At 44.6% G+C, this 23,078-nt stretch carries 23 protein-coding genes; 19 read left to right on the top strand and 4 right to left on the bottom strand.

Annotated features, from left to right (window positions below; genetic code table 11):
* Together D1151_RS10810 and D1151_RS10805 are read left to right on the top strand one after the other, a co-directional pair.
* Positions 1-75 (top strand): hypothetical protein (locus tag D1151_RS10810; RefSeq protein WP_330588329.1); only part of this gene is annotated, 75 nt, incomplete at its 5' end.
* 884 nt (positions 76-959) lie between these two features.
* Positions 960-2,168, top strand: a complete 1,209-nt coding sequence (locus D1151_RS10805; protein ID WP_161908914.1) for a sugar-transfer associated ATP-grasp domain-containing protein — start codon at positions 960-962, stop codon at positions 2,166-2,168.
* Positions 2,169-2,257: 89 nt separating this feature from the next.
* On the opposite strand, the gene D1151_RS10800 is transcribed toward D1151_RS10805, so the two are convergent.
* A complete protein-coding gene (locus D1151_RS10800) occupies positions 2,258-3,136 on the bottom strand; it encodes a PhzF family phenazine biosynthesis protein (RefSeq protein ID WP_160200806.1) in 879 nt (292 codons plus the stop codon).
* Between the two features lie 288 nt (positions 3,137-3,424).
* On the opposite strand from D1151_RS10800, the gene D1151_RS10795 reads away from it, so the two are divergent.
* Both D1151_RS10795 and D1151_RS10790 read left to right on the top strand, forming a co-directional pair.
* A complete protein-coding gene (locus tag D1151_RS10795) occupies positions 3,425-4,069 on the top strand; it encodes a transglycosylase SLT domain-containing protein (protein ID WP_161908913.1) in 645 nt (214 codons plus the stop codon).
* A 262-nt stretch (positions 4,070-4,331) separates the two neighbouring features.
* Positions 4,332-5,009: a transglycosylase SLT domain-containing protein gene (locus D1151_RS10790; protein WP_160200808.1), complete on the top strand. Its 678-nt coding sequence runs from the start codon at positions 4,332-4,334 to the stop codon at positions 5,007-5,009.
* A 91-nt stretch (positions 5,010-5,100) separates the two neighbouring features.
* Here D1151_RS10790 and D1151_RS10785 read toward each other — a convergent pair whose 3' ends face one another.
* Positions 5,101-5,313 (bottom strand): cold-shock protein, encoded by a 213-nt coding sequence (locus tag D1151_RS10785; RefSeq protein ID WP_161908912.1) that lies wholly within the window; start codon positions 5,311-5,313, stop codon positions 5,101-5,103.
* 313 nt (positions 5,314-5,626) lie between these two features.
* Between D1151_RS10785 and mtnA the strand changes: the two genes are divergently transcribed.
* From mtnA to brnQ, 10 genes are all read left to right on the top strand, one after another.
* On the top strand, positions 5,627-6,679 hold the full coding sequence (gene mtnA / locus D1151_RS10780; RefSeq protein ID WP_161908911.1) for an S-methyl-5-thioribose-1-phosphate isomerase: 1,053 nt from the start codon (positions 5,627-5,629) through the stop codon (positions 6,677-6,679).
* Positions 6,680-7,594, top strand: coding sequence for a DMT family transporter (locus tag D1151_RS10775; RefSeq protein WP_161908910.1), 915 nt, complete (start codon positions 6,680-6,682; stop codon positions 7,592-7,594).
* Positions 7,594-8,502: a DMT family transporter gene (locus tag D1151_RS10770; protein WP_161908909.1), complete on the top strand. Its 909-nt coding sequence runs from the start codon at positions 7,594-7,596 to the stop codon at positions 8,500-8,502. Before D1151_RS10775 ends, D1151_RS10770 begins: the two co-directional genes overlap by 1 nt.
* Positions 8,499-9,275: a ScpA family protein gene (locus tag D1151_RS10765; RefSeq protein WP_160200813.1), complete on the top strand. Its 777-nt coding sequence runs from the start codon at positions 8,499-8,501 to the stop codon at positions 9,273-9,275. The genes D1151_RS10770 and D1151_RS10765 overlap by 4 nt, the downstream gene beginning before the upstream one ends.
* On the top strand, positions 9,265-9,861 hold the full coding sequence (gene scpB, locus D1151_RS10760) for an SMC-Scp complex subunit ScpB (protein ID WP_161908908.1): 597 nt from the start codon (positions 9,265-9,267) through the stop codon (positions 9,859-9,861). Before D1151_RS10765 ends, scpB begins: the two co-directional genes overlap by 11 nt.
* Positions 9,842-10,483 (top strand): CpXC domain-containing protein, encoded by a 642-nt coding sequence (locus tag D1151_RS10755; RefSeq protein ID WP_161908907.1) that lies wholly within the window; start codon positions 9,842-9,844, stop codon positions 10,481-10,483. Before scpB ends, D1151_RS10755 begins: the two co-directional genes overlap by 20 nt.
* 350 nt (positions 10,484-10,833) lie before the next feature.
* Entirely contained in the window at positions 10,834-11,658 is an 825-nt protein-coding gene (gene pgeF / locus D1151_RS10750) for a peptidoglycan editing factor PgeF (protein WP_160200816.1), read from the top strand.
* 15 nt (positions 11,659-11,673) lie between these two features.
* A complete protein-coding gene (locus tag D1151_RS10745; RefSeq protein ID WP_161908906.1) occupies positions 11,674-12,432 on the top strand; it encodes a threonine/serine exporter family protein in 759 nt (252 codons plus the stop codon).
* Positions 12,432-12,872 carry a threonine/serine exporter family protein gene (locus D1151_RS10740; protein WP_160200818.1) on the top strand — a complete coding sequence of 147 codons (441 nt, stop codon included), beginning with the start codon at positions 12,432-12,434 and terminating at the stop codon, positions 12,870-12,872. The genes D1151_RS10745 and D1151_RS10740 overlap by 1 nt, the downstream gene beginning before the upstream one ends.
* A 190-nt stretch (positions 12,873-13,062) precedes the next feature.
* On the top strand, positions 13,063-14,328 hold the full coding sequence (brnQ, locus tag D1151_RS10735; protein ID WP_160200819.1) for a branched-chain amino acid transport system II carrier protein: 1,266 nt from the start codon (positions 13,063-13,065) through the stop codon (positions 14,326-14,328).
* On the opposite strand, the gene D1151_RS10730 is transcribed toward brnQ, so the two are convergent.
* Positions 14,325-15,026, bottom strand: coding sequence for a helix-turn-helix domain-containing protein (locus tag D1151_RS10730; RefSeq protein ID WP_161908905.1), 702 nt, complete (start codon positions 15,024-15,026; stop codon positions 14,325-14,327). The genes brnQ and D1151_RS10730 overlap by 4 nt on opposite strands.
* Positions 15,027-15,184: 158 nt before the next feature.
* Here D1151_RS10730 and D1151_RS10725 point away from each other — a divergent pair, with 158 nt between their 5' ends.
* From D1151_RS10725 to D1151_RS10710, 4 genes are all read left to right on the top strand, one after another.
* Complete coding sequence (locus D1151_RS10725) at positions 15,185-15,679, top strand: shikimate kinase (RefSeq protein WP_161908904.1); 495 nt, start codon at positions 15,185-15,187, stop codon at positions 15,677-15,679.
* A 159-nt stretch (positions 15,680-15,838) separates the two neighbouring features.
* Positions 15,839-16,816 carry a choloylglycine hydrolase gene (gene bsh / locus D1151_RS10720; RefSeq protein ID WP_160200822.1) on the top strand — a complete coding sequence of 326 codons (978 nt, stop codon included), beginning with the start codon at positions 15,839-15,841 and terminating at the stop codon, positions 16,814-16,816.
* Between the two features lie 307 nt (positions 16,817-17,123).
* The gene (locus D1151_RS10715; protein ID WP_161908903.1) at positions 17,124-18,911 is read left to right on the top strand and encodes an ABC transporter ATP-binding protein; all 1,788 of its coding nucleotides are present in this window, start codon (positions 17,124-17,126) and stop codon (positions 18,909-18,911) included.
* Positions 18,904-20,826, top strand: coding sequence for an ABC transporter ATP-binding protein (locus D1151_RS10710; protein ID WP_161908902.1), 1,923 nt, complete (start codon positions 18,904-18,906; stop codon positions 20,824-20,826). Before D1151_RS10715 ends, D1151_RS10710 begins: the two co-directional genes overlap by 8 nt.
* 63 nt (positions 20,827-20,889) lie before the next feature.
* Here the strand turns inward: D1151_RS10710 and D1151_RS10705 are convergent, their stop codons facing one another.
* Positions 20,890-21,267: a desulfoferrodoxin family protein gene (locus tag D1151_RS10705; RefSeq protein WP_160200825.1), complete on the bottom strand. Its 378-nt coding sequence runs from the start codon at positions 21,265-21,267 to the stop codon at positions 20,890-20,892.
* Between the two features lie 198 nt (positions 21,268-21,465).
* Between D1151_RS10705 and D1151_RS10700 the strand changes: the two genes are divergently transcribed.
* Complete coding sequence (locus D1151_RS10700; RefSeq protein WP_161908901.1) at positions 21,466-23,052, top strand: ABC-F family ATP-binding cassette domain-containing protein; 1,587 nt, start codon at positions 21,466-21,468, stop codon at positions 23,050-23,052.
* Positions 23,053-23,078: the final 26 nt, after the last annotated feature.

The following is a 23,078-nucleotide window of genomic DNA, read 5'->3' as shown; positions in this document are numbered from 1 at the left end:
GAAGGACTGAGATTTGCGATCAGAGAAGGCGGCAGAACAGTAGGTTCCGGCGTTGTTACTGAGATCATCGAATAATTGCAAGTTCGCATTATGAAAGAGACAGAGTTAAATCTGTCTCTTTTTTCTATTTTTAATGGTTGTATAAATAGAGCATTAAGCGAGTGGAGACTGCTTTTAACCTAAAACGGATATTCGCGAAAAAAGTGTATAAGTGAATCATTAAATCTTAACCGAAAATCAAAAAATCTTGGATAAATGTATAAATTGCATTCAGCAATAGAGCACTTCTGCATAAAGTTTTTAGAAATATTGGAAGATACATACATAAATACTGCATTTTATGAGGCAATACCGAGGGTTTATCAAAGATTTTTGGAGACACAGCAGTATGAAAGAGCTGAAAGAAGCAAAATCTTATACACTTTTATAAAAAAATCACAATTTAGGTTAAAAAGAGTAAAAAAAAGTCAAGTTCAAAATGTGGTGTAAATTCCATTCGGTCATAATTCATCAAGCAGCGCTTAGCACTGGGCGCAGCCTGTTTCTTTCTTCGTAGCATTCACTCATACTGAATACCCTGGATAAAGAAGAGATCAAGGTACGTAAATAGGAGAAACTGACTAGGGAAAAGAAATATGAAAAGTGGCAGTTTTCGCATACAATTATGGGATTAATTACCAAATAATGACCAGTTATCCGAAAAAACGACCAGTTATCCGAAATTCCTTGATTTTTGTTGACGATATATTATACTGAAATAAAAGGGAAGAGGGATTAGACTCTTAATCATATTGTACTTAGAGATATTGGATATAGACATTAGCCTGTATCCAATATTTCTTTTTAATAAAAGAAAATATTGGAATTTTCATCTCAATTTCATTTTCAAGGAGTAATCTTCTTTAAAGATGTGTAAACTAACAGAGTGTTAGAAAAATTATATGGGGATGAACTGAAAGATGAATGAAACTGGAAAGAAATTAATATTGCGCATTTTGAGGAAAGAAAAGCGAAATCCATATATTGAATACGTTTGCAAAGAAACTGGTTGGACCTATAAACAAGCAAAAGAGCAGATGGAAGTTGCCAGGGAATGGGATATTTCCTATAGATATTATGCAAAACGTAAACTTTGGGCCAGAACTGAGAAAGAACTGGAAAAAGTAAAACGGGATATGCAGATTGTAAATGCACGAAATCGTGAAGAAAAGGCACATGCTCTTGAAATGGTCTGCAAGGAGACCGGATGGGACGAGGAGACGGCACTTGAACGCATTAGGCAGGCGAGAAAGGTGTGCGGATGCACTTACAAGGATTATTATAAATTTAAATTGTATAGGTATGATGCAGATAAACAGAGCACTTTTTTGACCTCGAAGGTGATGGATGAAATCTCTTTTAAGTACAACCACGATCCTAAAGTGCTGAAACTCCTGCTGCATAAGGAGCGTTTTGCGAAGAAATACGACGATTTGCTGAACCGAAAGTGGTTTGTAAATCGGAAGCTCACCTTTGAAGAGTTTTTAGAAAGGATGGAAGGCGTGGAGGACTTAGTCTGCAAGCCTACGTCTGCTACACAAGGTAAGGGTATCGAAAAGATACACTGCGGCGCGGACTTGTCTGAAACCGAGAAACGCTCGTTGTATGAGAAACTGTTTTCGGCGAAGAAAACAATGATTTGCGAGGAATGCATCGTGCAGCATCCGGAGATGGCGGCGTTCAATACGTCTTCGGTGAATTCTGTGCGGGTACTGACGATTACGCAGGAAGGAAAATGTTATCATATTTATGCGGGCTTTCGCATGGGTCGCGGTAAGATTGTGGACAATTTTCATGCAGGCGGAATTATCGCTACGGTGGATGTAAAAAGTGGCGTAACCTGTATGGATGCAATTGATTTGGAGGGGAAACATTATCCTCAGCATCCTATTTCAAAGCTTGCAACGAAAGGCTTTCAGATACCTCACTGGGATAAAGTTCTTACAGTAACGGAGGAGGCTGCACTACGGCTTGAAGGAGTGGGCCTTGTAGGCTGGGACGTTGCCATTACAGAAAAAGGCGTTTGCCTGATAGAAGGAAATTCCGAGGCTAGCTACCATATCATTCAGCTGCCTTACGTAGAAGAGGGTATTGGTATGAAACACATCTTTGCACCATTTCTGGATTAAAAATATAAAAGCCCTTTGTCGATTGGCGCATCGGCAAGGGCTTTGTTTTTGCTTTTCATTGTTTTTCATCATTTGCGGTCAAGCGCTTATTACTTGATATGAATTTCACCTTCCGCTAAAATGACAGCACTGCCGCCGACCTTAATTCGGCAACTTTCTGCAGAAGCGTCGATTTCGGTAAGAATCACCGACGGACGCTGCATTTTTTCTCCCTGAACGAACTTACAACTGCTCTTTTCGCCAATGAGTTTGTTCAGATAGAAGTAATAGGTCATAGCGCCACTGGAAGTGCCAGTGGCGGCCTCTTCGTCAATTTCGTAAAGAGGTGCGAAGTTTCTGGCGTGGGCGGTAACGCCTTTTTCACAGTGCAGCGTAAAGGCATGGACGCCGACGACGCCATAGCGTTCTGACAGTGCGGAAAGAGCTTTCATGTCAGGCTCGATGGCGTTAAGGGCGGCAAGGTCAGAAACGGGCATCATGATGTCTGGAAGACCTGTGGAAATCAGTCTTGGCACAGGTAGGTCCATGGAGGAGTCATAATCTGCTCCCATGATATCGTAAAGCTCTTTGATTTTCTCAGGGTCGTTCATAATGGAAATTTCCTCTGGGGAAGCCATGTCCATCATGATAAAGCCGTCTTTGATTTCGATATTCAAATCTCCTGCAAGGGTGTGATTGATGCAGGAACAGTTATTTTCGATAATGCCGAGGTACATCAGTGCATAAAATGATGCGATGGTAGCGTGACCGCAAAGGTCAACTTCCGCAGCTGGGGTAAAATAGCGAATCTGAAATTCATGGGCATCTAAAACTTTAATGAAAGCTGTTTCAGAGTAGCGAAGTTCTGCAGCGGTTTTGATGCAGAGTTCGTCAGACGGAAAGTCAGCGCCTTCGGAAAGCAGAACGATGCCGGCTGGATTTCCGCCGAAAGTGGTATCGGTAAAAGCATCAGCAATTAAAAATTTCATAATAAGACCTCCTCACTAAATCTACCTATAGTATAGTGTAAAGTAGGAATAATTGCAAGAAGGAAGAAATCAGAGGGGAAATTGCATACAATTATACAAAAACACCAAAGGCGAACCTTTAAATTAGTTTTAAAACATTAAAAAACTGAACCGAACTGTGAAGACGATGTGAAAAGTCGTGATTTACAGTTTATTCATTTTTTTGCCTGCCTATACTAATATAGCCTGAGAAATTGTGGCAGGCACGTTTAAGTGTAAGACACAAAAGGAAAAAAAGGGAGATTTGATATGAAAAAGAAGCTATTTATTACAGGGGCATTGATTTCTATGACTGTTTTTTCAGCAGCTGTGATTTATGCCGATACAGATGTAAGGGAGCCGGAACTCACGTCATTTACGCCAAAAGAATTTACAAAAATTGAAACTGCTATGGCATCTTGTGCGACTGCGGTCAGAAAGGAAGATCAGAATTATCGAAAAGGTCTTTCTGCGTATATTCGCCATGTCAACAGAAATGTAAGCAAGCAGGAGGCAGATGCTATGGTTGACAGTTTCGTGAAGTATGCGGATGAATATAATGTAGATGAAAAAATCGTCATGGCGGTAGCCCAGACAGAGAGTTGTTATTACGCGGATGTAGTTAGCTGTGCTAATTATAAAGGACTCATGCAGACGGGAGATATCTTAGCGGAAAGTGCGGGTTATACCCCTGAAAGTCTGTTTAATCCGGATATCAGTATCAAAGTTGGCGCCAGCTATATCAAAGATAAATTGGAAGAATTCGGAGACACCAGATTGGCGCTGACAGCCTACAACCAAGGTTCGGGTTCGGTGCATTCAGGAAACTATTCCACAGACTATGCAGATCTGACTTTAAGAAGAGCAGAGGACATGGAGAACTTTCTGAAGGAGCATGGATATTTGAAAAAATAGTTTCTTAAGATTCCTTAAGAAACTGCAATAATTCTTAAGAAATCTTAAGGAGATTGGATACAATTTAGAATTAAAAACAAATAATTAAAATATAAATTGGACAATAAAAACAAAAAATGGTAAAGCTTCGTGAAAAGTGTGTGAAAAATTAAGATTTCTTAAGAATTCGCCTTGACCTTTGTTTATAATATAGGAGTCGCAGGAAACATCTGGTGAATGACTTCCTGCACGAGTAAACTAATAGACAGAGGAGAAGAAAGAAATGGCGAAGAAGCTAATCACAGTTTTACTGGTATTAACCATCGTCGCTTGCTCATCAGTTTCCATTTACGCAGCAGAAAGCAGAGAAGTAGAATCTAGTAACGATACAGAAAAAGGCGGACAGAGAGTAGAGCAGATGGTCGACGAATACGACGAAGCAGAAGCTCAGAAGGAAGCAGAGAAAAAGAAGAAAGCTGAGGAAAAGAAAAAGAAGGAAGAAAAGTACCGTAACGGTCTTGCCGCTTACATCAGAAAAATTAATCCAAATGTAGGAACAAGAAAATCCAAGACTTTGGCAAAACTGTTCATTGAAAAAGGCGAGAAGTACGATTTGGATCCTAAAGTACTGATGGCAGTTGCTCAAGGCGAAAGCACTTTTTATACCAATGCAACTAACCCTTATGGCTATAAGGGGCTTATGCAGACCAGCGATTCTTTAGCAAGAAGTTACGGATATAGCCCGTCAAGCCTTTACAAGCCGGAAGTCAGTATTGAAGTCGGCGCAAGGTATTTAAAAAGTATGAAAAAAACATACAAGACCTATAAAAAGGCGCTTTCCGCCTATGCGTATGGACCGGGCTCAGTGAATGCAGGAAAATTTTCCTACAGTTATGCAAACCGAGTACTGAATCGCAGAGATAATATTACAAAATATTTGGAACGCAATAAGTATATCTAAGCTTTTAAATACCATGCTGGCGCATAGTGTTTAAAGATAAAAAAGACGCAGCTGCGAGGGCTGCGTCTTTTCCTTTTGAAATTGTGGGCGTTTATGCAACGAAAACATTAACTGCGCGAAGTTTTGCGGAATCCCTTGGATCCTGCTCTACATCGTAGGTTACATGCTGTCCTTCTTCCAGGGATTTGTAGCCTGCACTTTGAATAACAGAAAAATGTACAAAGACATCTCCGCTACCATTATCTCCTGAGATAAAACCAAAACCTTTTTCGTTGTTAAACCATTTTACAGTACCAGTATTCATAAGTGGTACCTCCTTTATATTATATTAGCCCAAATGATACAAATAAAAAACACCACGGGCAGGTCAAAATGGAAAATCGACCTTGCATTGTGGTGACAATCAATCATACATCTTAGAACTAATATTAGTATAACAGATATTTTAGAATTTACAAGAGTTTTTATATGAAAAATTTAGAAAAATATAATTCTGGTTAATTTATAACTAGCAGAAGTGGACGGAGACGATGCTGCCAGCATCGCAAAACATGCAAGGGAATTCTTGTCAATACCGCACTCAGTGTGGTATACTATAAGCTTAGAGGAGTGTAAAAATGAAAGTTTTCGATATTGCACCGGTTAAGTATCTGGACGGAAAAATGCTTGTTTTGGATCAGACCTGTTTGCCCGGTGAAGAAATTTACATAGAAATGCAGAGCAAAGAAGACGTCTTTGAAGCAATTTACAAATTGCGTGTTCGAGGCGCGCCGGCAATTGGTGTGGCAGCGGCATACGGTCTTTATGTGGAAATGCGGGATTTTCCGGAAGAAAAGGGGCTTGCAGAGTTTATGCAGGCGCTAAAAAAAGCAAAGGACTATCTGATTTCGGCAAGACCGACGGCGGTCAATCTGGCATGGGCACTGAATAGAATGTGCGGCGTGCTTGGGGCGGAGAAACCGCAAAGTGTTGAAGCCGCAAAGCAGAGGCTCTTTATCGAGGCGGAATCCATTCGCAGTGAGGATGAGGCTGCCTGCTATGCTATGGGAGAATATGGTTTGTCGCTGCTGCGTCCAGGTATGGGAATTCTGACCCATTGTAATGCTGGAACCATAGCGACTGCCAAGTACGGAACTTGTCTGGCACCAATTTATCTCGGTGCAGAGCGAGGGTTTGATTTTCATGTCTTTGCTGATGAAACCAGGCCGCTTTTGCAGGGGGCAAGACTGACTAGCTGGGAGCTTTCCAAGGCGGGTATTGATGTTACTCTGATTTGTGACAACATGGCGGCGACTGTGATGAAGAAGGGCTGGGTTGACGTTGTTGTGACCGGCTGCGACAGAATGGCGGCAAATGGTGATGGCGCCAACAAAATAGGTACCAGCGGCGTAGCAATTTTGGCAAAGGAATATGGGATCCCTTTCTATATGTATGTGCCGACTTCGACCATCGATTTGAATACGGCAAGCGGCGAAGCAATAGAGATTGAGGAAAGAGACGGAGAAGAGATTTATAAGATGTGGTATGAGAAGCCTATGGCGCCTGCAGGGATTAAGACTTACAATCCGGCTTTTGATGTGACTGAGGCGAAATATATCACAGCAGTAATTACGGAGAAAGGAATTGTCAGACCTCCCTACAGGGAAAATCTGGAAAAGTTATTGAAATAAATGAAGAAGAATACGACGATTTACGCACTTATGGTACTGGCTGCTTTTTTGTGGTCGGGGGCTTTTATTGCTGGGAAATATACGGGTCCATACATTCCGTCCGGCTCGGTGACATTCCTGCGATTTGCAATTGCTTCGGTTTTAATGTATTTTATCATGAAGGCGACCCAGGAGAAGGAGCCACAGGCGGCATATAAATTTACAAAGAAGGACATTCCGCATTTTCTTTTTACAGGGGTTGTGGGTATGGTAGGCTATCATTTGTTTTTCTTTGAATCCCTCAACTATACGACGGCAATCAATTCTTCGATTATCAGAGCTATTGACCCTGTGATTACGGTGCTCATCGCTTTTGTGTTTTTACATCAGAGGGTGCCGCTCAAACAGCTTCTCGGCATTTTACTGTCTCTATTTGGGGTGGTGCTTACGATTACAGCCGGTGACTTTGCACATTTTGCAGAGATGGAACTGAATCGAGGCGACCTATATATGATCGGTGCTGTGGTATGCTGGTCGGCATATGGGGTTTACAGCAAGAGCAGATGCAGTCACATTCCACCGGTGGTATTGACTTATTACAGTTTTTTGGTATGTTCCATCGTGCTGATTCCTGTTTCGCTCATGGAAAAGCCGTGGGAATTTCTGCCAAGCGTTCCGGTGTCTGCTTGGATCGCACTATTATTCATGGCTGTGTTCTGCTCAGGCATCGCTTATTATATACAGCAGATTGCGCTTAGAATCATCGGACCGACCAGATGCTCAATTTTCGTCAATTTAGTGCCGGTATTTTCTTTCATCCTGGCAACGTTGATGCTGGGAGAGGAACTGCAGCCGGTTAAGATATTAACAACGGTTATCATCATTGCTGGCGTTTGCATATGTCAGGCGGCAGGAAACAGGAGTGAAGCGAAATAATGGAAAAAGAAAAGAAGGGCGTTCTTGCCCGCTATGTTAAAATTATTGTAGTACTGGCTGTAATGGCAGGGTCCTCCTCAGGCATTTTTGGCAGTGTGATTGAGGCGCCTTCTCTTGCTATTGGATTTTGGAGACTGACTATCGGTGTGCCGTTCTTTGCGGTTCCGGTGCTTCTAAAGCAGCGGGATGTGCTGAAACAGATTTCTGTGAAAGACTACATATGGACCTTTGTTGCAGGGGCATTTTTGTTTGGACATTTCTTTTCCTGGTTTAATGCGGTGAAAATGACGAATGTGGCTAGTGCAGTTGTGCTGGCAGCACTGCATCCGCTGGTCGTTCTGGCAATCACGATTTTTATTTTCAAACGGAAGGTTGGACGCAGACCGATTATGGGCATTGTTCTAGCCCTTCTCGGCGGTGTCATGATTGCTGGACTTGATTATCAGCAGCTTACGGCAGGCAACTTTAAAGGCGATGTGCTGGCGTTCCTTGCCGGTGCATTTATGGGCATTTACTTTGCAATCGGCAATGAAGTGCGAAAAAAGGTGCCAGGCGCGGTTTATGTATTTTTAGTATTTTTCTCCTGCTGGATTTGCTTTTCTGCAGGTGTTATTGCAACGGGAACGCCGGTTTTGGGCTACAGCAGCATGGACTATATCTATATTATCGCAATGACGCTGGTTTGCCAAATCGGCGCCCATGCAGTGCTTAACCTGTGCTTTGGCTATGTGGATTCTCTGTACGTTTCTGCATGGGAGTCGGGAGAATCCGTGTTTGCTATCATCATGGGCGTTATCTTTCTGGGACAGATTCCGACTTCCTACGAGCTGATTGGCTGCGTGATAGTGATTATCGGACTTTTGTACTATAATTATTATACGGGCATCGCTGAAAAGGAGAGATTATGAGTTACAAAGTAAAGCTGCCTATTTTTGAGGGACCTTTTGACCTTCTTGTATATCTCATTGAGAATGCCCAGATGAGTATCTATGATATAAAGGTTTCGGAAATTACCGGACAGTACTTAGAATATATCAAAGCGATGCGGGAGATGGACTTTAACATCGGCACAGAGTTTATGGTGCTGGCAGCGACTTTAATTGATATTAAGTCGAAGATGATTTTGCCGAGGACAACCATCGACGGCACGACGGTGCTTGAAGATGACCCAAGAAGCGAACTGGTTGAACGTCTGCTGGAATACAAGCGATTTAAAAGAGGTGCGGAAATTCTGGCGGAACGAGAAGCGTATATGTCTTTTGTTTACGAGAAACCGCAGGAAGATATTTCTGCTTATCTGGAAGAACCGGATGAATACCTGGCGCTGGATATTAAGCAGTTTGCGACGGCTTTCGATCTGTTTCTGCGAAAGAAAAAGCGGGAGGAAGATGTCAGAGCCCACTATACCAGGGTGGAGAGAGAAAAAGCCACCATTGAAAGCAGAATGGTCTACATTAAAGACCGATTTAAATCAGCCTTATCAAGGGGAATTGGCAAGCTGAATCTGAAGGAACTGATTCCTGACAAGAAAGATCGATATGATGTGGTGGTTACTTTTACTTCTGTGCTGCAGATGATGCGCGACAAATATCTGGACGCAGAGCAGAAGCATATTTACGGAGATATTATGGTTTTGCCGGGAGAAAAAAACATGGAGGAGACAATCGAACATGAACAGTAAGAAGACAATCAAATCTGCGCTGGAATCCATGATGTTTATCTGGGGCGAGCCTCTGGAAGTGAAGACTTGTGCAGATCTCTTTAATATCAGTAAAGAGGATATGATGGAATATTTTCTGGAACTGAAAGATGAGTATGAGCAGGAAGGCAGGGGAATTGTCGTCAGGCAGGTGGGAAAGTCTTTTCAGTTTGTAACAAGACCTGAGAATGCCGAGTTTATTGAGAGACTGTGCACGCCGGTCAAGGTGAAAAAGCTGTCTCAGTCAGCGCTGGAAGTACTGGCAATTATCGCTTACAAACAGCCGGTAACGAAGGGGGAAATCGATGCGATCAGAGGAATCAAATGTGACCGGGTGATCGATGGTCTTGCAAAGAAAGACTTGATCTGTGCAAAGGGGCGGTCTGAAGGGATTGGAAGACCCATTTTGTACGGTACAACAGATACGTTTTTAAAGAATTTTGGATTTACCAGTCTGAAGGAATTGCCGGAGATTGAGGATATTGAAGGCGTGATTAATGTGGAAGAGCCTAAGGACATGGAACAAATATCAATTGAAGAGGTGGATTATGGAGAGGGAGAAATTTAAATGCCCGGGCTGCGGGGAAGAGATTATGATGGATATCCATGAATTTGTAGATGTGTGTGTGGAGCCGTCGTATAAGGAGAAGGTCATGAATGGGTCCTTTTTCCTTGCAAAATGTCCAAAGTGCGGAGATGAAACGCTGGCGGAGTATCCGATGATGTATATGGATCCTGATCGGAAACTGACCATTTACATGGCGCCGGAACACGACAACTCTTTGCTTGCGCAGCTCAACAGTCTGGAACTGCCGGAGTCTTCGATAGACGCAGAGGCAGTTTTTCGAGTAGTCAAAGATGGCGGAGAGCTTTTAGAAAAAATTCTCATCTTTGATGGCGGCAGAGATGACCGGATTATCGAGCTTTACAAGGCGCTGGTTTATGAGAATATAAAGGGCGAATGGCCTAAGGTGCGCCGCGAGGACCTTTTGTATTATCTCGATGGTGAGGAGGATTACTTTATTATTTGGGATTATACGAACGCTATGGGCGAACAACTGACGGTTAATTTGGATGAGGAACTCTACGGGCAGCTGGAGCGGGATTATCTGAAGTCCCTTTCAGTGCCTGCCGGAAAGTATGCCGAGGTCAATGCCGCATGGCTTTCTGAACGGGTGGATGTGGAGTAAGTCTGTAATAGGGTTATTTATGAAATGAAAATCGCCGTTGCAGAAAAACGTTGAAATATAATTGAAAAAAGGAAAATTTGATTGATAGGGGCGTCCGGTGATGGGGATGCTCCTTCTTTTTGAGAAAAATATAGGCGGAAGGAGTGTTGTATCCGTCTTGCGACGTATTGTCTTTAGGAATTTTCCTTTTTTTTGTGGCAACAAAGGGTAAAGTTCTGTAACTTCCAAAATGCTTTTACATAAGCCTTACTGTCAACAAAAGGAGGCAAGCTGTCTCTTGTAGTTTTTGTAAATATCTCGTATACTATCCGTATGTGTGATGGAAGATTTTATGTTGGGGGGGGAAGAGAATGAAAGAATCCACGAAAAATTATAAGCTTCACAAATTGGGAGAGCGGCAGTACCTGACGCTAAATGCTTTTGCGGCATATCCGGAGCTTGTGCATCTGTTTACAACGCGTCACGGCGGTGTGAGCGGCGGCTGTACCGCCAGCTGGAATTTTGGAGCGCGAACTCTGGACAGTGAGGAAAATATACGGCAGAATTATGAGCTTTTAGCGGAGACATTGGGAACTGGCGCTGAGAGCCTTGTCGTTTCAGATCAGACCCATACCACCAATATTCGAGTGGTGCAGGCATCGGATGCGGGAAAGGGTGTAACGTGTCCCAAGGATTACGAAGATGTGGATGGTCTTGTGACTGATGTACCGGGGATTGCTATAGTAACTGGTCATGCAGACTGCAATGCAGTGTTTTTTTATGATCCGCTAAAGAGAGTTATCGGTCTTGCCCATTCGGGATGGAGAGGAACACTTGGCGGTATCAGCAGGGAAATGGTGCGTAAGATGAAAGATTGCTACGGCAGCTCTGCAGAAAATTTGATCACAGGGCTTGGACCTGCCCTTTGCCAAGACTGTTTTGAGGTGGATACGGATGTCGCGCAGCGTTTTTTTGATAAGGACGAAAATTATAGAAATTTTTCTTACCAAAAAGGCGAAAAATATTATCTTGACTTAAAGCAAATCATCAGGTATGATTTGCTGGCAGAGGGAATTTTGCCAGAACATTTCAGCGATATGAATCTCTGTACGAAATGCCATAAGGACGTATTCTTTTCCCACCGGGGGCACCAGGGGAAACGAGGTATTATGGCAGCAGCGATGATGTTACGATAGAAAGAGGACGAAAAAATGCGATATCTACAGAAAGTGTTATATCTGACTGCAGGGGTCGGGGAACAACTTCTGCGATGCGGTGCGGAGATTGCCCGTGTAGAAGAGACCATGGAGAGAATTGCAAAGCACTATGGAACGACAAAACAGCAGGTATTTATCATATCTAACGGTGTGTTTGTCAATTTGGAAATGGGAACAGAAGAGCGGGAGACCAGCCTGGAGCCGATTATGAGCACCAGTGTAGATCTAAACAAACTTTGCGAACTGAATAATCTGTCGCGAAAAATAGAGCAGATGGATTTAGAGATTGATGCCGCAATAGAAGAATTTGAGGCAATTAGACAGGGGCGGAAATATAATAAGTGGCTGCACGTTCTCTGCTCTGGTATCGGTGCGGCAGCGTTTTGCTATTTTCTCGGAGGAGGAACGTTAGACTGCATGGTAGCTTGTCTGATGGGGATTCTCGTTTGGGGCTTTTTTCTGGCACTGGAACCCCTGCATCTTTCCAATGTGCTTCTGCACATTGCTGCTAGCTTTATAGCGGCGGGAGGCTGCGTGCTGATGATGAGAATGGGCATGGTGGAAAATCTTGATAAAGCCATTGTCGGGGCGATTATACCGCTGCTTCCCAGTGTGGCTTTTGTTAATGGCGTGCGGGATTTAGTGGATCAGAACTATATCTCCGGCGGGGTCAGAATGGTAGACGCAATTTTACTGTTTACCTGCATTACCACAGGAGTATTTTTAGCATTGCAGCTGGGAGGTCGTGTCTGATGATAGAATTTGTATTGCAGGGCATTGCTGCCTGTATCGGAACAGCGGCTTTTGCGGTGCTGTTTAAAGTGCCGGGCAGACAGTGCGGCGTATGCGGCCTTGTGGGACTTGCGGGCTGGATTATTTATACGCTTTGTATTCCTTTTATGTCCATTGCGCTGGCGTCATTTCTTGCAGCGTCAGTCATTGCGCTATTGGCGAGAATCCTTGCCGTATTTTGCAAGGTGCCTGCCAACGTGATTATGATTCCTGGGATATTTCCCATTATTCCAGGGATTAGCATCTATAACATGATCTATAATCTGTTTATCGGAAATACGGTGCAGGGGCTGTCTGGCGGTTTTGCAGTGCTGAAAATCATCGGCGCTATGGTGCTGGGCATGGTTGCGGTGTTCTCTCTGCCGAGAAGTATGTTCCGCAGACATAAAAAGGTTTCTTAAAAAGAACCTTTTTCGTGAATTTTCTCGTTTTCACAGTGAATTCTGTAAAGTTCTATGAATAGAGAGAAAAAGTTTCTTAACAAGATACATAGATGGAAAAAGTTTCCTTTAAGGAAACGACCCTATGTTTGTCATCGGCAGATTTCAGATGATAAAATAGCCTCATGAATTTTAGTTGTGAGGTGTAAAGATGAACAAAATTAAAACAGCTGATTCCCTGACCATTGGCTTTGCACTCTTTGCAATGTTCTTTGGAGCAGGGAATCTTATTTTTCCTCCATTTTTAGGCTGGGAGTCCGGCGGATCCTGGCTGATTGGATTTTTATGCTTTATTTTTATTGATATCGGTATGAGCTTGTTTGCCATGATTGCTATTGCAGGAAGCGGAGAGGGTGCAGAAGGGCTTACGGGAAAGCTTGGAAATAAAATTTCTACTGTGGTTCTTGCGCTTAACTGTCTGTGCATTGGACCTTTTGTAGCGGTTCCTAGGACGGCGGCAATTACCTATGAGGTCGGTGTAGTACCGAACCTGGGAGCAATAAACTCCTGGTTATTTACTGGGATTTTCTTTGCAGTCGCATTTCTTCTCAGCGCAAAACAGAGCAAGGTTGTAGATCTTGTAGGGAAATTTATGGCGCCTGTGATGTTTGTTGCACTTTTAGTAATGATTGGAAAAGGAATTGTAACGCCGCTGGGGGAAATCGGACCTTCTGCCCAGACGGGAAGTGTTGTGAGAAACGGACTGCTGTCCGGCTATCAGACTATGGATATGATGGCTGCGTATATTTTCTCTGTAGCGATTTTGATGACCATTCGTCAGAAAGGATATAGCCAGCAGAAGGAACACTCTGCGCTGATTCTAAGGGGTGGTCTTATTGCAACGGTATTGCTAGTCGTGGTGTATGGCGGCCTTGCCTATATAGGCGCGACTATGTCGGTTTCTGTAAAGGAACAACTGAGTCAGGCACAGCTTCTGATTTTGCTGACAGAACAGCTTCTGGGAAAGCCTGGTATGCTTCTTCTGGGTGTGATTGTCGCCTTTGCCTGTCTGACGACGGCAGTTGGACTTTTGACTTCCATTGCATCCTTCTTTGCAGAAAAAACAGGTGTAAAGTATGAAGTGCTGGTTGCTGTATTTACGCTGGTTTCCTGGGTCATTTCCAATTTTGGAACTTCAACGATTATTTCTATGGCAGCGCCGGTACTGGATTTGATTTATCCGGTGTTGATTGTGCTGGTGGTATTTGGATTTTTGGGAAGGTGGATTCGGTCAGAAACGACCTACCGCTTTGCAGCATTTGGCGCCTTTGCAGCATCGGTGCTTTTGCAGATTGGAAATATCTTCGACATTGATATCTTTGCAAATTTGCTGCCGCTGTCCGGTCTGGGCTTTGGCTGGATTATCCCGGCAGGGATTTTTACAGTGCTGGGCGTGCTGAAAACGAAGAAAATTTAGCGCCTTTGCAGCGATACGATACCGGTGTTTCGAATGCGTCTGATTTCCGTCTGGTCGAAGGTGAGGGCGTCAAGGAGCAGCTGGTTTTCTGTCAGCGGTTTTTCTGAAATGACTGCCTTGCAGGTGACGGGAACCAGATTGGCAAAGGATAGACCGGTGAGAAGACCGATATTAAAGAGCAGGTTATCCAGATTAGAGCGATAGCAGATGGAAACCTGCTCAATATTATTTTTTTGATTGATTAAATGCAGATGCGTAAAGATGTCCTTTTTGGTGATAAAACCGTAGTAGAAACCCTGGCATTTTTCGGGTGTCTGAAAAGAGGGAACGCCGTAGAACATGGAAGCTTCCTGATGATGCAGATTCGAATTTTGATTGCCGCTGTAAATTTCTACAAGACTTCTGTGGAGTGTGCCGCTGCGTCCGGCAAGGTTGTACAGATAAAACTGAGATACGACGTTTTTTTCAGATGGGAAGTCTTCTTCCTCTGCAATTGTTAAAAGTGCGTGCATTGGTATTTGCAGAAGCTGGCATATTTCGTGCAGGGTTTCAAGATCCAGTGCAATAGCAGCATGCTCATATTTAGAAATGGTTGACTTTGTTTTATGCAGTGCATCTGCAAATTCTTGCTGACTGAAGCCCTTGGCTTTTCTGAACATGCGGATTCTGTTTCCAACTTCTTTGCTGTACTGGTTCATCAATTCTGTGCCTCCTATTTTCCTCCTTATATTGTACATCAGGTTAGGGTGGTTTGCCAATGATTCTTTTTGCAGAGATTCAAGCCTGACTTTGCTATCTGAACCGATTTATGGTAGAATAAAAAACTAAGTGAAAATGATAGGAGTTTAAACGAAACATGCAGAATATTATTTTAGTGGGAATGCCCTCCTGCGGGAAGAGCACGGTGGGTGTTGTTCTTGCAAAAACTTTAAATAAAGGTTTTGTGGACACGGATCTTTTAATTCAGCAAAGGGAGAAAAAAACCTTGCAGGAGATTATTGACAGTCGGGGCAATGGGTACTTTCATCAGGTAGAAGAATCTGTGCTGCTGGATTTTGAGGGAGAGGATTATGTCGTTGCCACAGGCGGCAGCGCGATTTATTTCGACAAGGCGATGAATCGCTTCAAGGAAAACGGCATCGTTGTCTATCTGCAGGTGACGCTGGACACGGTGCTTGAGCGGCTGTCTAATATTAAAACCCGCGGCGTGACTTTGGAAAAGGGACAGACTCTGGCGGATCTTTACCAGCAGCGAGTGCCGCTTTATGAAAAATATGCGGATGTAACGATTTGCTGTGATGAATGTACGGTAGAAGACGTAGTAGAAAAAATTGCCGCAGCGCTGAACTGATGGAAATCTGTGCATGAAATTAGGAGGTGCGGCATAAATTGAGAAGAATGGGAAAAGATATTTTTACAGGAATAACCGAAAGGAAGGTTTTGTTATAGGAACGTTTTGATACACTTTGCCGCATAGCGGCATCTTGTTAAGATTGGGGTAAGGAATTTTATGTGTACAGCGATTACGTACAAGACGAAGGACTTTTATTTTGGGAGGACACTGGATTATGAGTTCTCTTATGGGGACGAGGTTACCATAACACCGCGAAACTATCCGTTTCGCTTTCGGAACATGGAGACGATGGAAAACCACCATGCGATGATTGGGATGGCGTATGTGCCGGAGGATGAGCCGCTTTACTATGAGGCCGTCAATGAAGCGGGGCTTGGTATGGCAGGACTGAACTTTGTGGGCAACGCGGTGTATCAGAAAGAAGTGAAACAGGGGAAGTGCAATCTTGCCCAATTTGAACTGATTCCGTGGCTTCTGGGACAATGCGTTTCAGTAAAGGAGGCACGGAAGCTGCTTGCGCGCGTGAATCTTTTGGATACTCCCTACAGCGACAGTCTTCCGCCGGCGCAACTGCACTGGATGATTGCCGACAAGCAGGAAGCTATCACGCTAGAATCTACCGCGGAGGGATTGTTTATCTATGATAATCCGGTGGGCGTACTGACCAACAATCCGCCTTTTGGGGAGCAGATGTTTCAGCTGAATAACTATATGAGCCTGTCGACCTGCGCGCCGCAGAATCATTTTTGTGATAAGCTGCCGCTTTTTGCTTACAGCCGGGGCATGGGCGCTTTAGGGCTTCCGGGAGATTTATCCTCTCAGTCGCGCTTTGTGCGGGCTTCTTTTGTAAAAATGAACTCGGTCAGTGATGATTCGGAAGAAGAAAGCGTCAGTCAGTTTTTTCATATTCTAGGCGCAGTAGATCAGCAGCGTGGCTGCTGTGATTTAGGAGACGGCAAGTACGAGGTGACCCTCTTTACGGCTTGCTGCAATGCGGATCGAGGAATTTACTATTATACTACCTACGATAATCATCAGATTTCGGCAGTGGATATGCGAAGAGAAAATCTGGAGGCATCGGAACTGATCCGGTATCAGCCGGTTCGGGGTCAGCAGATTTACAGGCAGAACTAAATATTTTGCGTTTGCTAGCAAGCCGCTCCCTTGGGCGCGGCTTGCTGCTTTCGCTTTACGGCAGCAGGTTCACAACTGGGTCTACAGCCGGGTTCACAAAGTAGGCAGTCTGTCAGTGCAGAAATTCCAAAAAATCTTCTAAAATATGCACAGCCTGATCTATGTCCGGTGGAGTAGTGGAGCAGCGAAAACGGTAAAGGCAATCAAACTCGCTAGCATTTTTACGTGCGGGTTTTTCTTTTGCTTGACGAAAGAACAAATGTTCATTATAATGATAAGGTATAACAATGAAAGAAGGAGTGATCCCTTGATTTTTGGACGTCATATCAATCCATATTATTTTCGGTATGCACCGATGCTTTTCTTCGGCATGGCCGCACTGCTTTTGGTAGACTGCCTGCAGCTGGCGATTCCTAATTTATATCAGATGGTAATAAATGGTATGAATCAGGGCTTTGTCGAGGTTGACGGAACGGCAGTATCTTTTGATATGGACTTTTTATTGGATAGAATCTGCATGCCGATGACAGGGATTATTCTTGCCATCGTTTTCGGCCGTTTTTTGTGGCGGGTGATGTTTTTCGGGGCGGCAGTCCGTGTGGAAGCAGGGCTCCGGGAGGATATGTTTGACAACTGCCGACGGCTAAGCCTGGCGTATTACCAGCACAATAAAGTCGGCAATTTGATGAGTTTATTTACCAATGATTTGGATACAGTACAGGAGTGTTTCGGCTGGGGCATTATGATGTTTTTGGACACGCTTTTTCTCGGCGTTTTGGCAATCGCCAAGATGTGGAAGATGGACGCGGTGCTGACGCTGCTTTCTCTGATTCCTATGGCGCTTCTGCTTGCCAGCGCTACGGTTGTAGGCCGTTATATGATGGTGAAATGGGACATCAGACAGGAGGCTTTTTCCAAGCTTTCAGATTTCTCGCAGGAAAGCTTTTCGGGCATTGCTGTCATCAAAGCCTTTGTAAAGGAAGCAAGGGAACTGCTGGCGTTTCAGAATTTGAATGTAGAGAACGAAAACGCCAATATCGATCATACGAAGGCCTCGGTACTTCTGCGCATCCTGGTTACCATGTTTGTGGAAAGTGTGATTTGCATCATCCTGGGATATGGTGGTTATCTTGTCTACCGGGGCGTCTTTAACGCAGGGGAACTGGTAGAGTTTATCGGATATTTTAATGCTGTAGTATGGCCGATTATGGCGGTTTCCGAACTGATCGACATGACCTCTCGGGGCAAGGCTTCTCTGAACCGAATCGGAGAACTTCTGGATGCGGAGCCGACCGTAACGGATCGCCCCGGTGCGTCTGTCCTGGAGGATGTCAGAGGCGAAATTCGTTTTGAGAGTCTCTGTTTTCACTATCCTGGCGAAAAGCGGGAAGCTCTGTCTGATATTACCTGCACGATTAAAGCTGGGGAGCAGGTGGGCATTGTAGGAAAGACTGGCGCGGGAAAAACGACTTTCGTCGATCTGCTGCTACGAACCTATAACGTGAATGACGGCATGATTTTTCTGGATGGAAAGGAAATCAACGACCTGACGATTGCTTCCGTGCGGGAGGCGTTTGCCTATGTGCCGCAGGATAATTTTCTCTTTTCGGATACGATTGCGCGAAATATCGCCTTTGGAATGGATGGAGACGTGTCAGGGATGGATCGCATACAGACCGCGGCGAGAATGGCGGACATTGATGAGGATGTCTGCGGCTTTACCGCTGGCTACGATACGGTGCTGGGCGAAAGAGGCGTGACGGTGTCCGGAGGTCAGAAACAGAGAATTTCAATCGCGCGCGCTTTGATGAAGGATGCGCCGATATTGATTTTGGATGATTCGGTTTCAGCGGTGGACACCAAGACGGAAAGAATGATTTTGCAGAATTTGCGTTCGGTGCGGAAGGGAAAAACGACGCTTCTAATCGCGCACCGTATTTCCACCATCGAGCAGATGGACCGTATTTTGTTCTTGGAAAACGGGCGCCTGGTGGCGGAAGGAAGCCATGCGCAGCTTTATGACAGCTGCCTGCCGTACCGCAAGATGGTGGAGCTACAGAAACTGGAAGAGAGAGGAGATGAGGCGAATGCGTAGCTATCTCCCGATTCTGATTGTGGGTGCAATCATCGGTGTCTTTACGCTGATTTTTGTACTGACCTATCTGGTAGAAAAAAATAAAAAAGAAGCGCCGGATTTGGACCGCCATATGAAAGATGGAGAACTGATCAAAAGGCTGATGACCTATGCCAGACCTTACCGGAAAGAATTTTTGAAGGTACTTATACTTTTGTTATTTTCGATTGCGTATGATTTGACTTCACCTCTTTTAATTGGCTATATCGAAGAGACGGTAAAGGGTTCGTTCGCCCTGTCTTATCTTTGGACGATGGTGGGATTTTACGCAGGAATTTTGATTGTCAGTATGATCTGTACCTACGGACAGTCCATGATTTTACAGCGCACGGGGCAGAAAATTCTTTCTGCGCTGCGAGAGGATGTTTTCATCCATATAGAGGGGCTTTCTCATGGACAGCTTTCGGCGATTCCTGTAGGTAAGCTGGTTACCAGGGTGACCAATGACACCAATGCAATTTCCTATATGTTTACCAATATTTTAGTGACGCTGATTAAAAACATGGTAGTCATCTTCGGCGTGCTGTTTGCCATGCTACTGCTCAACTACGAGCTGACCCTGATGGTGTTGTGCTTTGTGCCTTTTGTGGTGCTGTTTACAGTACTCTTTCGGCATTTTTCCCGTAAAGTGCACCGCAGGGTTAATAACGCGACGACGGATGTGAATACCTACCTTTCAGAAAATCTGTCCGGCATGAAGATTACGCAGGTATTCAATCAGGAAGAACGCAAGATGGAGGAATTTCGGGCAAAAAGCCAGACGTTACGGAAGGCAAAAAAGGACAGAATTTTCGTTTTCGGGATTTTTCGTCCGATGGTATACATGCTTTATGTATCTTCGGTGATGTGCCTGTTTTATCTGGGTGGCAGGGGCTACATTGATGATCTTCAGCTGTTTGGACAGACGGTGACCAGCGGCGTAGTTGTCACATTCTATATGTATATTTCACGTTTTTTTAATCCAATTCAGACTTTGGCGGAGCAGTTTGATATGCTGCAGCGATCCTTTGCCGCCGCGGAGAAAATTTTCACTATCATGGACATGGCGCCGGAAATTGTGGACGTGGAAGAAGAGGAGCAGCTGATTGAGCTAGAGACTTTGCGCGGCGAGATCGAATTTCGTGATGTTTGGTTTTGCTACAATCCTGGTCAGTGGGTGCTGAAAGGTGTGTCCTTTCATGTGTATCCGGGTCAGACCGCAGCCTTTGTTGGCGCGACAGGCTCCGGCAAGTCGACCATCCTGTCTCTGATTTGTAGGAATTACGATATTCAGGAAGGGCAGATTCTGATTGATGGAATCGAAATCAGAAAAATCAAGATTGCTTCGCTTCGCCGCCACTTCGGGCAGATGCTGCAGGATGTATTCCTGTTTTCCGGCACGGTGCGCAGTAACCTGACGCTACGGGGTGATTTTACCGATGAAGAGGTCTGGCAGGCGTGCCGCTATGTCAACGCGGACAGTTTTATCAGTAAGCTGGAGCATGGTTTGGATCAGGAGGTCAGGGAAAGGGGGAATAACTTTTCCGCTGGGCAGCGGCAGCTTTTGTCCTTTGCCAGAACGGTGCTGCACCGACCTTCTGTGATGATTCTCGATGAAGCAACGGCCAATATTGACACGGAAACGGAACTTCTGATTCAGGATTCTCTAGAGAGGATGCGAAATATTGGCACCATGCTCATTGTAGCACATCGTCTTTCTACGATACAGCATGCGGATCACATCATTTTGCTTTCTCATGGCGAAATTGCAGAAGAGGGCAACCATCAACAGCTGCTTGCAAAGCAGGGGAGATATTACCAGCTGTATATGTTGCAGTATAGCCGCAGACAGATGGCGGATGGAGAAACTTACGCGTCGGGGCAGGAAGAGTGCTGAAGCAACATAGAAAAAGCCGGACAGGCAATTAGGTTTGCTGGTCCGACTTTTTGCATATTTTCTTTAGATTTCCGCTTTCCAAAATCCGTGGAGATTACAGTATTCATAGGCTGCGATTGCTTTTTCGCCTTCACAGAGAACAAACTGCGCAGTGGGTTTTCCGGTTTTATCCAGATATTTTCTCTGTACGCCCTGATTTGTCTCCAAGATGATGAAGGCGATGTGATGCTCTTCCATCATCGGATGTTCGGTGCTGCTGACACAGACAGTAACTTTATTTCCGTCGATAGTAACAACGGGCACATGTTTTTCCTGCGCTGCGTCTGTAGTGTTTGGATTCATCAGCTGCATCGCTTCACCGCAGCAGGCGGGTTTTACACCTTTGTCTTCCACCATTTCTACAATATTACCGCAATGGGCGCATTTAAATAATTTTACCATGCAAATTTCCTCCTGATTGATTTGTTTTTATTAATATACCCCCTGGGCACGGAATTTAATCATAGCTAGAGAATTGCAGCACTGCGCGAGTTTGTGTGTAGGGAACAGGTGCAGCGGCAGCGGTTGGTTTTGCTATATTTTTAAATATATGTTATAATATCAGTTCAAGACAAAAAATATCATAAAGGAGCAGGAATTGTGATTGATGTAGTAAATGTAAGTTTAAACTTCAGCGGGCAGCCGCTGTTTAAAGATGTAGATTTGAAATTCACGCCGGGCAACTGCTACGGCATTATCGGCGCCAACGGCGCAGGAAAGTCCACATTCCTTCGGATTTTGTCCGGAGATTTGGAACCGACTACAGGGCATGTTTCCGTCAAGCCGGGCATTCGGATGTCGGTTTTGAAGCAGGACCACTTCGCTTATGACGCGTATACGGTACTGGATACTGTTATCATGGGCAATGCCAGACTTTACGAGGTTATGCAGGAGAAAGACGCCATCTATATGAAGGAAGATTTCAGTGATGAGGACGGTATCAAGGCGGCGGAGCTTGAGGCAGAGTTTGCGGAGATGGACGGCTGGGAGGCAGAGTCCGATGTGAGCAGGCTGCTGCAGGGACTGGGACTTTCCAACGATATTCTCTATAGCCAGATGAGCGCCCTTTCCGGTAAGGAAAAAGTGAAGGTGCTGCTGGCCCAGGCCCTCTTTGGCAATCCAGGTATTATCCTTTTGGACGAGCCGACCAACCATCTGGATGTAAAAGCCATCAACTGGCTGGAAGATTTCCTCATGGATTATGACGGCACGGTCATCGTAGTTTCCCACGATCGTCACTTCCTCAACACAGTTTGCACAAACATTGTGGATGTAGATTATGGTAAAATTAAGATGTATGTGGGTAACTACGAGTTCTGGTATGAGTCCAGCCAGCTGGTACAGAAGATGGTGAAGGATCAGAACCGCAGAAACGAAGAAAAGATTAAGGAACTGCAGGCGTTTATCCAGCGATTTTCTGCCAACAAATCCAAATCTAAGCAGGCGACCAGCCGTCGTAAGCTGCTCGATAAACTGACGGTAGAAGAGATGCCGGCGTCCTCAAGACGGTATCCGTTCGTAGGCTTTAACATGGATAGAGAGCCGGGCAAGGATATTCTTATTGTAGAAGGAATTTCCAAGACTATCGACGGAGTTAAAGTGCTGGACAACATTTCTTTCCGCGTAAACAAAGGGGATAAAATCGCTTTCGTTGGAGAAAATGAAATTGCAAATACGACTCTATTTAAAATCATCATGGGTGAAATGGAGCCAGATGAGGGTTCCTACAAATGGGGCGTTACCATCACTAACTCCTATTTCCCGATGGACAATTCGGAATTTTTTAACGGTTGTAGCTTGAATCTGGTGGAGTGGCTCAGCCAGTACACCAGCGAGACTACAGAGACCTTTATGCGAAGCTTTTTGGGCAGGATGCTTTTCTCAGGGGACGATGTCTATAAGGAAGTACAGGTTCTTTCCGGAGGTGAAAAGGTGCGCTGTATGCTTTCACGCATGATGCTGTTTGGCTCTAACGTGCTGGTTTTGGATCAGCCGACCAACCATTTGGATTTGGAATCTATCACGGCGGTCAATGACGGTCTGAAAAATTTCAAAGGGAATGTGCTCTTTGCATCCCATGACCATGAATTTATTCAGACCATTGCCAATAGAATTATGGAAATTCGCAAGGATGGCACGCTGGTTGACAGACTGTGCACCTACGATGAATATATAGAAGAAAACTAAGGTTTCAGATTGGGGGATCAGAGATT

It is taken from the genome of Emergencia sp. 1XD21-10, from assembly GCF_009936045.1.
GTDB lineage: Bacteria > Bacillota > Clostridia > Peptostreptococcales > Anaerovoracaceae > Senimuribacter > Senimuribacter intestinalis.
The sequence above is the reverse complement of the archived record's forward strand: the minus strand, read 5'-3'. Positions and strand labels throughout refer to the sequence as shown.

What these genes read in the sequence shown, in the direction of transcription:
- D1151_RS10805 (WP_161908914.1), top strand. Translation starts at nt 960, where the DNA reads ATGAATGAAACTGGAAAGAAATTAATATTGCGCATTTTGAGGAAAGAA.
- D1151_RS10800 (WP_160200806.1), bottom strand. Translation starts at nt 3,136, where the DNA reads ATGAAATTTTTAATTGCTGATGCTTTTACCGATACCACTTTCGGCGGA.
- D1151_RS10795 (WP_161908913.1), top strand. Translation starts at nt 3,425, where the DNA reads ATGAAAAAGAAGCTATTTATTACAGGGGCATTGATTTCTATGACTGTT.
- D1151_RS10790 (WP_160200808.1), top strand. Translation starts at nt 4,332, where the DNA reads ATGGCGAAGAAGCTAATCACAGTTTTACTGGTATTAACCATCGTCGCT.
- D1151_RS10785 (WP_161908912.1), bottom strand. Translation starts at nt 5,313, where the DNA reads ATGAATACTGGTACTGTAAAATGGTTTAACAACGAAAAAGGTTTTGGT.
- mtnA (WP_161908911.1), top strand. Translation starts at nt 5,627, where the DNA reads ATGAAAGTTTTCGATATTGCACCGGTTAAGTATCTGGACGGAAAAATG.
- D1151_RS10775 (WP_161908910.1), top strand. Translation starts at nt 6,680, where the DNA reads ATGAAGAAGAATACGACGATTTACGCACTTATGGTACTGGCTGCTTTT.
- D1151_RS10770 (WP_161908909.1), top strand. Translation starts at nt 7,594, where the DNA reads ATGGAAAAAGAAAAGAAGGGCGTTCTTGCCCGCTATGTTAAAATTATT.
- D1151_RS10765 (WP_160200813.1), top strand. Translation starts at nt 8,499, where the DNA reads ATGAGTTACAAAGTAAAGCTGCCTATTTTTGAGGGACCTTTTGACCTT.
- scpB (WP_161908908.1), top strand. Translation starts at nt 9,265, where the DNA reads ATGAACAGTAAGAAGACAATCAAATCTGCGCTGGAATCCATGATGTTT.
- D1151_RS10755 (WP_161908907.1), top strand. Translation starts at nt 9,842, where the DNA reads ATGGAGAGGGAGAAATTTAAATGCCCGGGCTGCGGGGAAGAGATTATG.
- pgeF (WP_160200816.1), top strand. Translation starts at nt 10,834, where the DNA reads ATGAAAGAATCCACGAAAAATTATAAGCTTCACAAATTGGGAGAGCGG.
- D1151_RS10745 (WP_161908906.1), top strand. Translation starts at nt 11,674, where the DNA reads ATGCGATATCTACAGAAAGTGTTATATCTGACTGCAGGGGTCGGGGAA.
- D1151_RS10740 (WP_160200818.1), top strand. Translation starts at nt 12,432, where the DNA reads ATGATAGAATTTGTATTGCAGGGCATTGCTGCCTGTATCGGAACAGCG.
- brnQ (WP_160200819.1), top strand. Translation starts at nt 13,063, where the DNA reads ATGAACAAAATTAAAACAGCTGATTCCCTGACCATTGGCTTTGCACTC.
- D1151_RS10730 (WP_161908905.1), bottom strand. Translation starts at nt 15,026, where the DNA reads ATGAACCAGTACAGCAAAGAAGTTGGAAACAGAATCCGCATGTTCAGA.
- D1151_RS10725 (WP_161908904.1), top strand. Translation starts at nt 15,185, where the DNA reads ATGCAGAATATTATTTTAGTGGGAATGCCCTCCTGCGGGAAGAGCACG.
- bsh (WP_160200822.1), top strand. Translation starts at nt 15,839, where the DNA reads ATGTGTACAGCGATTACGTACAAGACGAAGGACTTTTATTTTGGGAGG.
- D1151_RS10710 (WP_161908902.1), top strand. Translation starts at nt 18,904, where the DNA reads ATGCGTAGCTATCTCCCGATTCTGATTGTGGGTGCAATCATCGGTGTC.
- D1151_RS10705 (WP_160200825.1), bottom strand. Translation starts at nt 21,267, where the DNA reads ATGGTAAAATTATTTAAATGCGCCCATTGCGGTAATATTGTAGAAATG.